This is a genomic window from Streptomyces sp. NPDC046985 (assembly GCF_040644415.1).
In the GTDB taxonomy this organism is placed as follows: domain Bacteria; phylum Actinomycetota; class Actinomycetes; order Streptomycetales; family Streptomycetaceae; genus Streptomyces.
Window position 1 is genome coordinate 29657 of sequence record NZ_JBEYWK010000015.1, and the last position, 13813, is coordinate 43469.

The window sequence follows — 13813 nt, forward strand, 5'->3', positions numbered from 1 at the left end:
CACGGCGGCGATCGGGGCTCCGGCGCCGCCGTAGCGGAACGGGGGCCCGGAGGCGGCTGTGCGTCAGGGCAGCTCGAAACCGAGGTCCCGGGCCGCCTCGCTCGGGGTCGGCTGCGCCCAGCGCGCCGCCAGCGTCTCGTTCGACGAGAACGACCGCAGCTCGGCGCGGTCGAGGTACAGCGTGCCGTCGAGGTGGTCGGTTTCGTGCTGCACGATCCGGGCCGGCCAGCCGGTGAACACCTCGTCCACGGCGCGTCCGCCCTCGTCGCGCGCCGTGAGCCGCACCTGCGCGTGCCGGGCCACCACCGCCTGCCAGCCCGGCACGCTCAGGCAGCCCTCGTAGAACGCGGCCCGCGCGTCGCCCGTGGGCGCGTAGGACGGATTGACCAGCAACCGGAACGGCTGCGGCGTCCGTCCCCGCGCCGCCCGGACCTCCTCGGGCGCCGCCGCCGCATCCTCGATCACCGCGATCCGCAGCGGCACGCCCACCTGGGGCGCGGCCAGCCCCACGCCCGACGCCGCGCGCATCGTGTCGCGCAGCGCTTCGACGAACCGGGCCAGCAGCGGCGGTTCCAACTGCCCGTCGAACGGTTCGGCGCCGTGCCGCAGCACCGGATGACCGGCGGTGACGATGGGCAACGGACCGCCCGCGGCGAGCAGTTCCTCGACCCGCTCGGCCAGCGGCGCGCTCGCGTGGGGGGAAGCCATCGGGCAAGCATGCCACGACGACGCGGCCCCGGGCCCCTCACTCCTGCCCGAAGCCGCCCGCGAGCGCCGAGGCGATGCGCAGGCGCGTCGCCGCCTCCTCGTGCCGGCTCTGCCGCTGAGGCGTGCGGCTCAGCATCAGCCGGGCGTACCGCTCCACCGGGTCTCCTTCCACGATGACGCGCAACTCCGCCTCAGCTCGCTGAAGTTGCGCCGAGCGGCAGTAGGCGCGGGCCAGCAGCAGCCGCGGTCCCGTCTGCTCCGGGACCTCCTCGACCAGCCCGGCGAGCACCCGCGCGGCACCCGCGTAGTCCCGGGCGTCGAAGAACATCCGGGCGCGCTCCCAGCGCTGCGCGGGGGTCCCGTGGTCGTGGTATGAGGCGCCGTGCGTGCTCGGTCACGCGTTGCCGAGGTCTGGCTCCCGCGCCGTGAGCGCCCTGCGCTCGGTCAGCCAGTAGAGCAGGGCCGCCACTGAGAGCAGGCCGCCGAAGAGGCACAGCGCGCTCCACCCGGCGTCTCGGTAGGCCAGCGACCCGACCTGGGATCCGATCGCTCCTCCGGTGAAGAAGATCGCGATGAAGGCGCTGTTGATCCGTGCCCTCGCCTGGGGGTCCAGCTTGTAGATGGTGTGCTGACCTGTGATCAGGCTGGTCTGCACCGCCATGTCCAGCAGGATGGCCCCCAAGGCCAAGAAGATCACCTTGTGTTGACCGAACCCGGCCACCGCGAAGGAGAGTCCGGCCACGGCGAAGGCGCCGCCGGACACGACACGGGTCCGGCCCTGATCCGCCCACGTGCCCGCCAGGGGCGCAATGGCGGCGCCGACCGCGCCGACCAGCGCGAAGACGGCTATGCCGACAGCCGAGTAGTAGTAGCCCGGCCCGGTGAGAACGAACGAGATCGTCGTCCAGAAGGCGCTGAACGCACCGAACATCGCCGCCTGGTACACCCCGCGCCGCAGCAGCGTCGGATGGGTGCGCACGAAGCCGGCGGTCGAGCGCAGCACTTGGCGGTAGGGCAGGTCGGTGGTCGCGGCGTGTCCGGGCAGGGCCCGGGACAGGACGACCGCCAGCACGGCCATGAGCACAGCCGACCCGAGATACACCGCGCGCCATCCGGCGACGTCGGAGACCAGGCTGCTGACCGTCCGGGACAGCAGGATGCCGGTCAGCAGACCGCTCATCACCCGGCCGACGACTCGGCCACGGGACTCATCCGGCGCCAGGCTCGCCGCCATCGGCACCATGATCTGCGCGACGACCGAGGTGGCCCCGCTGAACAAGGAGGCCGCGAGGAGGACCGAGAAGTCGGTGGCGAGGCCGGCGACCACAAGCGCCACGGTGGTGACCGACAGCAGGATCGCGATGAGGCGGCGCTTCTCGATCCGGTCGCCCAGCGGCACCAGGAAGAGCATGCCGATCACATAGCCGATCTGGGTGACCGTGATCAGCGCCCCGGCGGTCGCCTCGCTGATGTGGAACACGGCGCCGAGCTGCGGCAGCAGTGGCTGCGCGTAGTACAGGTTAGCCACGGTGAGGCCCGTCGAGACGGCGAGGAGCAGTACGAGCCATCCCGGCACTCCCGTGCCGCCGCGCCCGACAGGCGGGGGCGCCGCGCGTCCGGCCGCCCCGGAGTTCCGCGAGGTAGGGGTCATAGGGCGCTGTCCTTCAGGTAGGGCGTTCACCGTACGGCCTGTCCGCCGCGTCCTTACTTTCTACAGCGAGCCGGACTTCCCGCAGCGAGCCGAGGACCGTTCCGCTTCCCTGATCGCGGCGGCGATCGACTTCCCTGATCGCGGCGGCCATCGATGAAGAGCGTCATCGGCCAAGGCCATGACACAAGCTGTCGCCGATCGCGTGGAGTCGCGCGGCGCCGGCCGGGCGGGGCGCAGGTCAGCCCGCGAAACGCCGGAGCAGTTCCCGATGCCCTCTCCTCGGCTGACCGACTCGTCGCCCGGCCGGCGCCGGCGTGGCGGAGAGGGCAAGAAGGTCCCGTGCGGTCATCGTGTCCGCGACCCTCATGTGGGGCGCGGCTTCGGAGCGGCGGTGCTGGCGCTCCAGGATTCGTGCGAGAGCGAAGTGGGCGGAGGGGTGGGCGGGCTCGGCGCCGAGGATGTGGCGCAGCTCCGCCTCGGCCAGGGAAAGCTGCGCCGTGTGGTAGTACGAACGAGCGAGGAGCATCCGGAGGTCGAGGTTGCGAGGCACCGCGGCAACCAGATCCTGGAGGATCAGAGAAGCCGCGCGGTAACGCTGGGATTCGAAGAGACGGCAGGCGTATGTCCACCGCTCGTACCAGCTCACTCGTTGTATGCCGACCATCACGCGCTCCGTTCACTGCGAGCAGGGGTTCCGCGGCGCGGGCGGCTGACGCCCACGGCGTTCCACGGCGCGAAGGCCGAGGGGAACTAGTGGAGGAACCTCATTGAAGCTTAAATCATTCCCGTGCGGTCTTCGACCTCGGGAGGCGGTGGAGCTTCCGGGCGCGGCCCCAGCGGCATCTGCCGTCCGCCCATGAGCCGACGACGATGGCAACGTTGTCATCTCTATGCATATGATCACCGCCGCGCCGCCTTCACCTCGAGGGCCGCCGCCCGCCGTGGACGCCGGGCGATGAGGCGCACAGTCACCCCAGCTCGTAGAAGCGCATGTCAGGACAAGGTGAGCACCATGGTCTTCGGAGTGTTCCGCAACCGGAGTTCGAGAAGCGGCCTCGGGACCGACGGGCGGCTCGCGTCGCCTCTTCCCGCTGGAGCCGGCCGTATCGGCTGCGAGGTGATCGATCCCGTGGGTCAGCCGATGGGCGGTGCGGAGGTCAAGGTGACCTCCGTGTCGAACCCCCGTATGTCGGTTCGCGGAGAAGTCGATCCGTACGGGCTGTTCACGGCGGCGCTGCCGGCCGGCGAGTACAGCGTCATGGTGACCGCCGAAGGGCTGTCGCCCGTCCAGCAGACCGTGCAGGTCACTGCCGGACGCGGCACGCCGCCCTTGCGCGTCGCGCTGGAGCCGGCCCGCCAACTGGAACTTCCGCGCCCCGGAACCTGGTTGTTCGACCCGCCGCACACTGCCATCAGGTTCATCGCCAAGCATGTCGGCATGGCTCACGTGCACGGCCGGTTCACCCGGTTCGAAGGCGACATACAGATCGCGGAGAACATGGCCGAGTCCCATGTCTTCGTGCGCATCGACGCGTCGAGCATCGCAACCGGCAACAAGACGCGCGACAGTCATCTCCGCTCCGCCGACTTCCTCGATGTCGAGAACTACCCGTACATCGAGTTCGAGAGCACCCGCTTCGTCCACCGCCACGGCTCCAAGTGGACGTTGCAGGGCACGCTCACCATGCACGGCATGAGCCGCTCGGTCGCGCTGGAGACGACCTACCTCGGTTCGGTGAACGGCGGCTACGAGCGCGAACTCCGCTGCGCCGCGCTCGCCAAGGCGGAACTGCACCGCGAGGACTTCACGCTGAACTGGCGCTCGATGCTGGCCCGCGGGATCGCGGTCGTCGGCCCGACCGTGCAACTGGAGCTTGACATCCAGGCGATGTACCACACGCACGACATCCCGCGGCCGCCGGAATAGGGGTGCGGGGGCCGGGGTCATGTGACGGCGCCGACCGGGATGGCGGCGCATTTGTGACCGCCCGCCAGGTCCGCGAACTCCCCGCGCCCGACTCGCGTCGACCCCGCGCTTCTTCCCCTCCACGGGCGTTCGCGGAGGGGAAGCGGGGGGAGTGGGACGCGATGCGTGCGCGCCCGGGAGACGGTGGAAAAAAATCGGATCTTGTGTGCGTGCGGGGCGAGCGTAAGGGCATGCGGTGGTCAGGAGGTTGATAACAATGGTTCCCCTGCTTCTGGTTCTTCTTCTGGCTCTGGTTCTCTTCGGTGCGGGCTTCGCGCTGAAGGCGCTCTGGTGGGTCGCGGTGATCGTGCTGGTGGTGTGGCTGCTCGGATTCGTCATCCGGCCCGCGGGCAACGGCGGCGGAAAGGGCCGCTGGTACCGCTGGTAGACGTCACACTCGACCAGCCTCAGGCGCACCCGCCTGACGCAGCGTGCGGACTGGGCCCGACCGATGACGGTCGGGCCCAGTCCGCTTGCTGTGCTGCTGTTCGTGCGTCGAGTGCGCCGGGAGGGGATACGGGGCGTATCGGGTGCCCCGGCGGGTAGCCGACAAAGGTCACCGGCCCCCGAGGCGCCAGCAGTGGGAACCCTGCACCTCCCGCCTCCGGGGGCCGATGCACGCCGGGTCGCGGACGCGCCCACGGGCCTGGTCGGCGCCGGCCGCGGCGCCCTGCCCCTCGCGCCTCCGCCTGATGCGTCCCCTCCTTCCGGGCCGTCTTTCCCTCGGGACCGGGTCGCCCGAACACCGGCTTGTCGCAGGGCGAAGCGGACAGGTCGCCGGGCGGTCGCGGGTGCAATGCCGCTGCACGGACTCCAAGATCACCGAAAGGTAACGATCGAGGTAGTTGCAGGTGCCATCGAGGTACGCGGGCATCTGAAGGCCCAGTAGTCCGTACCAGTGAAGGAGGGCCTGTGCACGCCAAGAAGATCCGGCCGGGAATGGCCGCTCTGACGATCGTCGCCGCGGGATGCGTTCTCTTGGCCTGCGGTACGACGGATCATTCCTCCGCGGCGTCGGCGTCGCCGGATAAGGCCGAGGCGTCGAGCGCCTCGTCGCACGCCGCCACACCGGAGACCGGGGGCGGCACGACCGCTGCGGCGACTGACGACGCCGCCTCGGCCACCACCGCCGGCAAGACCGAGTCCGCAGGCGCGGAGACGGAGCACGCGTGTTCCTCGGACGACCTGAAGGTCACCGCCACCGCCGGTGACTCCGGCGGCGGGAACACGGGAGAGCGCCTCGTGTTCATGAACACGGGCAAGGACACGTGCACCCTCAAGGGGTTTCCGGGGGTCTCCTTCGTCAAGAGCCACAACGTCCAGCTCGGCAAGTCGGCCAAGCGGGTGGGGGGAAGTCCGGCAGAGGTGGCCTACCTGATCCCGAACGGCCACGCGTACGCCGACGTTCAGATGATCAACGGGATGGGAGGCTACTCCGCGTCGCAGTGCGACCTCACCAAGGTGCCGACTCTGCGCGTGTACCCGCCCGGCCAGAAGGAGTCCTTCAACATCCCCTTCGGCAAGTCCGAGTGCGTCGGATCCGACGTGCAGAATCTGCGGGTGGGACCGGTCTACCGCGACCGCTGACGCCGTCGGCGAGCTGGAGTCCGGGGCCCTGACTCCAACTCGCCGAACCCCGCTCTTCGTCGACGCCTTGCTCGCCGCCGACGCGGTGCTGGAGCCGCATGCCACCGGGGGCCGCGGCGTCACCGGGTTCGGGGCAGGCGTCCCGGCGCTCGCGATGGTCAGGCGGCGGGGCCACGAGCGACGTCTGCGAGCCGTGAGCCCTTCATTCCCCACTCATCCGCCGTCCACGGAGACAGCCGAAGGTCTGAGGGTGTCCGGTGCACGCACGTGTGCACATCACTGATTCGCCGAGGACACCCGAATGTGCGAGAACGGACACTGCGAGCACGCGGTGAACATCCTTGAGCCCGAAACGGCGCCTGCCCAGGACCAGACCGTCGGCCTCGGACGCCGACGGCTCCTCACCGCCGGGGCGGCGGGCGCCGCCGCCCTCACCCTTCCCTCGGTCTCGTTCGCCCAGGCGGCCGACGCCGCCTCCGGCGGCGTCAAGCCCCCGACGAGCGGCGAGGCGACCCGAACCGTCACCGGGTTCCTGGAAACCGGTGTCGCGGACTTCGTCTATCTCCCGGTCGACGTCCCGCGCGGCGTGCGGAAGATCGCCGTGTCGTACTCCTACGACAAACCGTCCGTGCCCGCGGGCGTCCCGGGCAACTCCTGCGACATCGGCGTGTTCGACGAACACGGCATCGAACTGGGCGGCCGCGGTTTCCGTGGCTGGTCCGGCGGCTCCCGTACGTCGTTCGACATCAGCAACGACGACGCCACCCCGGGCTACCTCGCCGGCCCCGTGAACGCGGGCGTCTGGAACGTCGTGCTCGGCCCCTACCAGGTCGCGCCGCAGGGCATGAACTACAAGGTGCAGGTGACGCTCACGTATGGCGAGCCCGGCCCCGCCCAGGTGAGGAACTACCCGCCGCAGCGCGCCAAGGGCCGCGGCCGCGGCTGGTACCGCGGCGACTGCCACCTGCACACCGTCTACTCCGACGGCAAGCGCCAGCCCTCGGAGGTCGCGGCCGGCGCGCGCGCCGCCGGGCTGGACTTCATGGTCTCCACCGACCACAACACACCGTCCTCGCACGGCGTATGGGGCGAGTACGCCGGTCCTGACCTGTTGATCATCCTGGGCGAGGAGGTCACCACCCGCAACGGCCACTGGCTGGCGCTCGGTCTGCCGGCCGGTGACTGGATCGACTGGCGCTACCGCTCACGCGACGACGCGTTCAGCCGTTTCTCCCGCCAGGTGCGCCGGGCCGGCGGCCTCGTGGTCCCCGCGCACATGTACTGCGCTTATGTCGCCTGCCAGTGGAAGTTCGGCTTCGAGGACGCGGACGCCACCGAGGTGTGGACGGGTCCGTGGACCTACGACGACGAGCACGCCGTCAGCACCTGGGACCAGAAGCTCGGCGAGGCGGTGCGCACCGGAGGCGCGTGGCTGCCGGCCATGGGCAACAGCGACGCCCACAGCGACCCGCAGGTCATCGGCCTGCCGCACAACGTGGTCTACGCGGACGACCTGGCCACCGATTCCCTGATTGAGGCCGTTCGCGCGGGCCGCAACTGGATCGCGGAGTCGGCCGCCGTGAAGCTGGACTTCACCGTCACCGGTCACGGCCGCCAGGCCGGAATCGGCGAGACGCTGAAGGTTCCCGCCGACGCACCGGTGGACGTCCGCATCGACGTCCAGGGCGTGCCGCACGGCACCGTCCGGTTCCTCACCGACGAAGGCCAGATGCACCAGGAGTCGCTGAGCGCGGACGGCTCCGGCACCGTGGTGTGGCGCAGCACCGCCTCGCTCGCGGCGTACGTCCGCGCCGAGGTGCGCCACCCGATGGCGGACGGCGCCTCCGGCCAGGGCAACACCATGGGCGACGCCCTGCTGTTCGGCCCGATGGCCGCGCTGACCAACCCGGTCTTCCTGAAGCCCTCCAAGCACTGACGCCTCTCGGCGCGCTGCGGCGCACTCCGCACCGGCCGCGCCGGCGCCGGACGCCGCCGGGCACGGCCGTGCCCGGCGGCTCACGGGCGGCGCCGCCGGCGGATCGCCGTCACGTCACTTCTTGCCGCGTCCAGGCGGCATCACGCGTTCCGCCGCCTTGACGTGAGTGGTGTAGACCTTTAAGTTCACCGACCATCACCGTCGCACGAGTCGCTCCACCTGGCATGGGCAAGTCCCCTACTCCGCAGCTCTTCCGAAAGGCTGTGATTGTCATGTCCAGATCCTCTGTCACCGACCAGAACGAGACGGTGACCGTCGCGGACTTCCGCACCATCCTGCGCTACGCGCAGCAGAACGGGGACTGCACGCGCGTGTTCACGCAGTACACCGGCTGACCTCCTTCCCCCCATCAGTGCAGGAGCACATCTGTGCCCAGATCACATCGCACGTCCTCACTCATCCGGTCGCTGGGAGCGCTGAGCGCCGTCGTGGCCCTGCTCGCGACCGGCGCGTCCGGCGCGGCCGCCGTCGCACCCGGCCGGGCGGCCGCGCGGGCCGACGGGCTGCCCACCACCGCGGCCACCGTCGTCAACGCGGGCAGCGGCAAGTGCGTCGACGCGCGGGCCGCCGGAACGGCTGACGGCACCGCGGTCCAGCAGTACGCCTGCAACGGCACCGCGGCGCAGCAGTGGCGGTTCGCGTCCACGTCCGACGGCTACGTCCAGGTCGCCGACCCCGCCGCCGGCGGCAAGGTGTGGGACGTCACCGACGTCTCGGCGGCGGACAGCGCCCCCATCCAGCTCTGGACCTACGGCGCCGGCGCCAACCAGCAGTGGCAGGCCGTGGCCGAGGCGTCCGGGGCCTACCACTTCGTGAACCGCAACAGCGGCAAGTGCCTCGACGTGCCGGCGGCCTCGACGGCGGACAGCGTGCAGTTGCAGCAGTACGCTTGCAACGGCACGCCGGCCCAGTCCTTCCGCGTCGACCCGGTCGACACGACGCCCCCGCCCGGGACCCCCGACTTCGGGCCCAACGTCACCGTCTTCGACCCCTCGACGCCGCCCGCCACCGTGCAGGGCACCCTCGACGCGGCCTTCGCACAGCAGGAGACCAACCAGTTCGGCGCCGCGCGCAGGGCTTTCCTCTTCAAGCCGGGCAGTTACGACGCCGACGCCAACGTCGGTTTCTACACGCAGGTCGCCGGACTCGGCCTGTCCCCGGACGACGTGACCATCCGCGGCGCGGTGCACGCGGAAGCCGACTGGTTCCAGGGCAACGCCACACAGAACTTCTGGCGTTCGGCGGAGAACCTGTCGGTCACCCCGACCAACGGGACCGATCGCTGGGCGGTGTCCCAGGCCGCCCCCTACCGGCGGATGCACCTGCGCGGCAACCTCGCCCTCGACGACGGCGGATGGTCCAGCGGCGGCTACCTGGCGGACTCGAAGATCGACGGACAGGTCGACTCGGGCTCCCAGCAGCAGTGGCTGTCACGGAACACGGAGTGGTCGAGCTGGAAGGGGTCCAACTGGAACATGGTCTTCGTCGGGGCGCGCAACGCCCCCGCGAACAGCTTCCCCAACCCGCCCTACACCACGGTCGCCAAGACGCCCCTCTCCCGGGAGAAGCCCTTCCTCTACGTCGACGGGGCGGGCGCCTGGAAGGTCTTCGTCCCGGCGGTGCGGACCGACTCCACGGGGACCACCTGGAGCGGGGGCACGCCCGCGGGCGCCTCCCTGCCGCTCTCCGACTTCTTCGTCGTCAAGCCGGGCGCGACGGCGGCGCAGATGAACGACGCGCTCGGGCAGGGCAAGAACCTGCTGGTGACACCGGGCGTCTACCACCTGGACCAGACGCTGAAGGTCACCCGGGCGGACACGGTCGTGCTGGGCCTCGGGCTGGCCACGCTCGTCCCGGACGGCGGCATCACCGCCATGACCGTCGCCGACGTCAGCGGCGTCCAGCTCGCCGGACTGCTGATCGACGCGGGGACGACCAACTCCGCGCAACTCCTCCAGATGGGACCGGCGGGCTCGTCGGCCGACCACAGCGCCGACCCCAGCTCCCTCCACGACGTGTTCTTCCGCGTCGGCGGCGCGGGCGTCGGCCGGGCGACCACCAGCCTGACGATCAACAGCGACGACGTCATCGGCGACCACCTGTGGCTGTGGCGCGCCGACCACGGCAGCGGTGTGGGCTGGACCAGCAACACCGCGGACACCGGTCTCGTCGTCAACGGCGACGACGTCACGATGTACGGCCTGTTCGTCGAGCACTACCAGAAGCACCAGACGGTGTGGAACGGCAACGGGGGCCGCACGTACTTCTACCAGAACGAGATGCCCTACGATCCGCCCAACCAGGCGGCGTGGATGAACGGTTCCACCCAGGGCTACGCGGCGTACAAGGTCGCGGACTCGGTGACGAGTCATCAGGTGTACGGCTTCGGCAGCTACTGCTACTTCAGCGCTGACCCGGGCGTCACCGCCGAACACGCCATCGAGGCGCCCCAGGCCGCCGGCGTCCGCTTCAAGGACATGGTGACGGTCTCCCTGGGCGGCACGGGCACCATCCGGCACATCGTCAACGACCGAGGCGGCCCCTCCGACTCCGCCCACAACGTCGCCGATCTCGTCGACTATCCCTGACCTCTGTCCCTGACCTCGTCCAGAGGGGAGGAGCTGGCCGGGCGGCCAGAACCGACAGCGGCAGCCGGTGCGAGAGGAGGACCGGACTGCCGCTTCGCCGCCCGGCACAGCCGATCCCGTCAGTCCTCTCAAGCTGTCCGTCGGCCATCGCGCTCCGCTAGCCTCGCTCCGCGCGCGTGACCACGACGTCGCGGACCCATCGAGTCCGTTGAGGGCCCGCCCCGGCGCAGCCAGCGCCGGGGGAGGCCCTTTTCTCCGGACGGCCGGTCGCCCTGACCCATGAGGAGACCTTCTTGACTGCGAGCTCTCACCTCCACCGTCTCGACGCCGCGGGCGGCTGTCCCCATGCCCGCAACGCCGCCCTCCTCTCTCAAGGGGCCGTGGCGCCCGTCGAGTTGCCGGGCGGCGTGCAAGGCGCGGCCGTCCTCGGCCACCACGCCCTGAAGACCTTCCTCAGCCACCCCGACGTCGCCAAGGACCCCCGCCACTTCACCGCCCTGCGCGAAGGACGCGTCCCCGACGGCTGGCCGCTGACCACGTTCGCCACCGTGCCCGGCATGACCACCGCCGACGGCGCCGACCACCGCCGTCTGCGCACGCTCGTCGGTGAGGCGTTCAGCCGCCGTCGCATCGCAGCCCTGCACCCCTTCGTCTCCACGACCGTCGACCGTCTGCTCGGCGACTTGGAGCAGGCCGCCCTGGCCGCTGACGGAGTCGCGGACCTGCGCCGGCACTTCGCGATGCCGCTGCCCATGAGCGTGGTGTGCCGCCTGCTCGGCATCGACGACGCCCACACCACGCGGCTCCACCGTCTGTCGAACGAGGTGGTGGCCACCGACCTGACTCCCGCGCAGGTCCACTCCGCGAACGTCGAGATGGCCGCGCTGCTGGCCGACCTCGTCGCGGCCCGCGCCGCCCAGCCGGGGGACGACCTCACTTCCGCGCTGCTCGCCGTGCGGGACGAGGACGGCCATCGCCTCAGCCCCGAAGAACTCATCGGAACCATGCTGCTGCTCATCGTCGCCGGGCACGAGACGACGCTGAACCTGATCACCAACGCCGTACGGGCGCTGTGCGCCCATCGCGACCAACTCGCCCTCGTGCAGGCGCGAAAAGCCACCTGGTCCGACGTCGTCGAGGAGACGCTGCGCTGGGACAGCCCGGTCAGCTACTTCCCCTTCCGTTACACCACCCGCGACGTCGCCCTCGGAGGCGCCGTCATCCCCGCCGGCGTCCCGGTGCTCGCCGGGTACTCCGCCGCCGGGCGCGACCGCGCCGCCCACGGACCGGACGCGGACCGTTTCGACGTGCTCCGCAAGGACAGGCGCCACCTGTCGTTCGGACACGGCGCCCACTTCTGCATCGGCGCCCCGCTGGCTCGCATGGAGGCCGCTCTCGCACTCGCCGGGCTGTTCGAGCGCTTCCCCGAGACGGACCTCGCGGTCCCCGAGGAGGACCTCGCGCCAAACTCCGGGTTCGTCGGCAACAGCGTCCTCCGACTGCCCGTCCGCGTCCGGCGACCGTGAGCTACGTCGTCGGGCCTGCCTGACGGCGGGGCGGAGAACGCTGTCATGGACCACCGACGCGGTCCGTCACCTGGTCAGGCGATTCTCCAGACGGCCGTCTCTGAGCTGGGAGCGGAGGAGGTCTTTGCGGATCTTGCCGATGGCGTTGCGGGGCAGTTCCGTCACCAGTTCGAGCCGACGGGGTTGGTACCACTCGGTCATGCCCCGGGCCGTGAGGGACTCCCGCAAGCCGGCGAGCGTGGGTGCGGCTGCGCCGGGCACGACGACCGCGCAGGCGAGTTCGTCGCCAAGGTCGTCCAGGTAGCCCACGAGGGCGACATCGCGTACATCGGGGTGGGCGAGCAGCTCCGTCTCGACGTCATTGATCGGGATCATGAACGAACCGCCGATGCGATCGGCGACGCGGCCGAGAATGCGCAGGCCCCCGCGGCCGTCCGGGACGGCCAGGTCACCGGTGTCGTACCAGCCGTCGTCGGCCTCCGCCGTCGTTCTCAGGCGGCCGCTGTCCCGGCCGAAGGTCGCCAGACACACGCCGCCGCCGCGGACGAGGAGCCGGGCTGGCTGCTCGGCCGTGGGCGGTGCGTCGGTGTCGGAGCGGAAGGCGATCTCCAGTCCGGCTCCCGGTCTGCCGTCGCTGTGGGAACCCCACAGCGGCGGGTCGTCACGACGAGTCCACGTGTGGCCGGGCACCTCGGTCATGCCCCAGAGAGTGCGCAGGGGCACGCCCCACGTCTGCGGGACACCGGCCACCAGTTGACCTGGCACCGTGGTGGCGCCGCTGAGCACCATGCGCAGCGGGGGCGCCGGCCGGGTCCCTGCCTGTGCCGCGGCGGTCAGCGCGGCGACGAACGGGGGCGCACCTGCCAAGACCGTGGTCTCGCTCTCGGCGAGGATGCCGAGCGTGTACTCGGGATCCCAGGCGTCGAAGAGCACCGAGGCGCCGCCGATCAACAGGGGGATCATGATGTTGTACATCAACCCGAAGATGTGAGTCAGCGCCTGGGTGGTGAAGAACCGGTCGTCGGGGCCGAGTTCCTCCTCGTGGGCGACCGCCGAGGCTCCGGCGTACAGCGTGTTGAAGGTGTGCAGCACGCCTTTGGGCTCGCCGGAGGTACCGGAGGTGAAAAGGACCACGGCCACCCGGTCGGGGTCCTCGGGCGGCGCCTTCGCGAAGGTCTCAGGCCGTCGTTCCCAAGGCGTCTCCTCGAAGTGGCGGCCGAAGTCCACCGCATCGTCGGGGACCTCGCTCTCGGTCATCACCACAAGATGGCGCAGACTCGGCAGCCGGGGCGTCATCGCGGCCACCTCATCGGCGTACCGCACGTCGGCCAGTCGGTCGACCGTGACGCACACGCTGGCGTCCAGTCGGGCCAGGACGCGTTCCAGTTCGCGGGGACCGATGCTCATCATCACAGGTGCGACGACTGCTCCGACGCGTGCGCAGGCCAGGAGCAGCGCGCTCACCTGCCACCAGTTGGGCAGTTGCATCACGACGACCTGCCCCGGCCCGACTCCCAGCTCCCTCAGCGCACCGGCGAAGCGCTCGACGTAGGCGCTGAGTTCCCGGAAGGTGAGCCGACGCATGCCCGTGTCGGCCCGGTAGGCGATGACCGCGGCGGCATCCGGCGTTTCCTCCGTCCACCTCCGCAGGTCCGCCAGCGGCCCTTCGTCCCGCCAGACGCCCGCAGCGCGGCATGCGCGCATCTGCTCCTGGAGAGGCCGTAGTTGCGTCAGCGGCAACCGAGCCTGCCCGTCTCGTGGCGACGTCCGGGTCTCACTTGGTTGCTCATT

At 70.7% G+C, this 13813-nt stretch carries 12 protein-coding genes; 7 read left to right on the forward strand and 5 right to left on the reverse strand.

The features are described from left to right. Positions 1-63: 63 nt before the first annotated feature. The 4 genes from ABZ861_RS20075 to ABZ861_RS20090 form a co-directional block, all read right to left on the reverse strand. Positions 64-708 carry a peptide deformylase gene (locus ABZ861_RS20075; RefSeq protein WP_361631885.1) on the reverse strand — a complete coding sequence of 215 codons (645 nt, stop codon included), beginning with the start codon at positions 706-708 and terminating at the stop codon, positions 64-66. Between the two features lie 37 nt (positions 709-745). Beyond that, a complete protein-coding gene (locus tag ABZ861_RS20080) occupies positions 746-1036 on the reverse strand; it encodes a tetratricopeptide repeat protein (protein WP_361631887.1) in 291 nt (96 codons plus the stop codon). Positions 1037-1102: 66 nt separating this feature from the next. Further along, positions 1103-2359 (reverse strand): MFS transporter, encoded by a 1257-nt coding sequence (locus ABZ861_RS20085; protein ID WP_361631889.1) that lies wholly within the window; start codon positions 2357-2359, stop codon positions 1103-1105. A 238-nt stretch (positions 2360-2597) separates the two neighbouring features. Next, positions 2598-3023: a tetratricopeptide repeat protein gene (locus ABZ861_RS20090; protein WP_361631891.1), complete on the reverse strand. Its 426-nt coding sequence runs from the start codon at positions 3021-3023 to the stop codon at positions 2598-2600. Between the two features lie 348 nt (positions 3024-3371). On the opposite strand from ABZ861_RS20090, the gene ABZ861_RS20095 reads away from it, so the two are divergent. From ABZ861_RS20095 to ABZ861_RS20125, 7 genes are all read left to right on the forward strand, one after another. Continuing rightward, positions 3372-4286, forward strand: a complete 915-nt coding sequence (locus ABZ861_RS20095; protein WP_361631893.1) for a YceI family protein — start codon at positions 3372-3374, stop codon at positions 4284-4286. A 256-nt stretch (positions 4287-4542) separates the two neighbouring features. Then, positions 4543-4713 carry a hydrophobic protein gene (locus tag ABZ861_RS20100; RefSeq protein WP_361631895.1) on the forward strand — a complete coding sequence of 57 codons (171 nt, stop codon included), beginning with the start codon at positions 4543-4545 and terminating at the stop codon, positions 4711-4713. 524 nt (positions 4714-5237) lie between these two features. Continuing rightward, positions 5238-5912, forward strand: coding sequence for a DUF4232 domain-containing protein (locus ABZ861_RS20105; protein ID WP_361631897.1), 675 nt, complete (start codon positions 5238-5240; stop codon positions 5910-5912). Positions 5913-6213: 301 nt separating this feature from the next. Continuing rightward, the gene (locus tag ABZ861_RS20110; RefSeq protein ID WP_361631899.1) at positions 6214-7848 is read left to right on the forward strand and encodes a CehA/McbA family metallohydrolase; all 1635 of its coding nucleotides are present in this window, start codon (positions 6214-6216) and stop codon (positions 7846-7848) included. 272 nt (positions 7849-8120) lie between these two features. Continuing rightward, positions 8121-8243, forward strand: a complete 123-nt coding sequence (locus ABZ861_RS20115; protein ID WP_361632217.1) for a hypothetical protein — start codon at positions 8121-8123, stop codon at positions 8241-8243. Between the two features lie 93 nt (positions 8244-8336). Further along, complete coding sequence (locus ABZ861_RS20120; protein WP_361632181.1) at positions 8337-10496, forward strand: RICIN domain-containing protein; 2160 nt, start codon at positions 8337-8339, stop codon at positions 10494-10496. A 293-nt stretch (positions 10497-10789) separates the two neighbouring features. Next, positions 10790-12022 carry a cytochrome P450 gene (locus ABZ861_RS20125; protein WP_361631901.1) on the forward strand — a complete coding sequence of 411 codons (1233 nt, stop codon included), beginning with the start codon at positions 10790-10792 and terminating at the stop codon, positions 12020-12022. 66 nt (positions 12023-12088) lie between these two features. Here ABZ861_RS20125 and ABZ861_RS20130 read toward each other — a convergent pair whose 3' ends face one another. Then, the gene (locus ABZ861_RS20130; RefSeq protein ID WP_361631903.1) at positions 12089-13726 is read right to left on the reverse strand and encodes an AMP-binding protein; all 1638 of its coding nucleotides are present in this window, start codon (positions 13724-13726) and stop codon (positions 12089-12091) included. Positions 13727-13813: the final 87 nt, after the last annotated feature.

Excerpts from the sequence above, each read along its gene's own strand:
- ABZ861_RS20110 (WP_361631899.1), top strand. The coding sequence starts at position 6,214 with ATGTGCGAGAACGGACACTGCGAGCACGCGGTGAACATCCTTGAGCCC.
- ABZ861_RS20115 (WP_361632217.1), top strand. The coding sequence starts at position 8,121 with ATGTCCAGATCCTCTGTCACCGACCAGAACGAGACGGTGACCGTCGCG.
- ABZ861_RS20075 (WP_361631885.1), bottom strand. The coding sequence starts at position 708 with ATGGCTTCCCCCCACGCGAGCGCGCCGCTGGCCGAGCGGGTCGAGGAA.
- ABZ861_RS20085 (WP_361631889.1), bottom strand. The coding sequence starts at position 2,359 with ATGACCCCTACCTCGCGGAACTCCGGGGCGGCCGGACGCGCGGCGCCC.
- ABZ861_RS20090 (WP_361631891.1), bottom strand. The coding sequence starts at position 3,023 with ATGGTCGGCATACAACGAGTGAGCTGGTACGAGCGGTGGACATACGCC.
- ABZ861_RS20130 (WP_361631903.1), bottom strand. The coding sequence starts at position 13,726 with ATGCGCGCATGCCGCGCTGCGGGCGTCTGGCGGGACGAAGGGCCGCTG.
- ABZ861_RS20095 (WP_361631893.1), top strand. The coding sequence starts at position 3,372 with ATGGTCTTCGGAGTGTTCCGCAACCGGAGTTCGAGAAGCGGCCTCGGG.
- ABZ861_RS20080 (WP_361631887.1), bottom strand. The coding sequence starts at position 1,036 with ATGTTCTTCGACGCCCGGGACTACGCGGGTGCCGCGCGGGTGCTCGCC.
- ABZ861_RS20100 (WP_361631895.1), top strand. The coding sequence starts at position 4,543 with ATGGTTCCCCTGCTTCTGGTTCTTCTTCTGGCTCTGGTTCTCTTCGGT.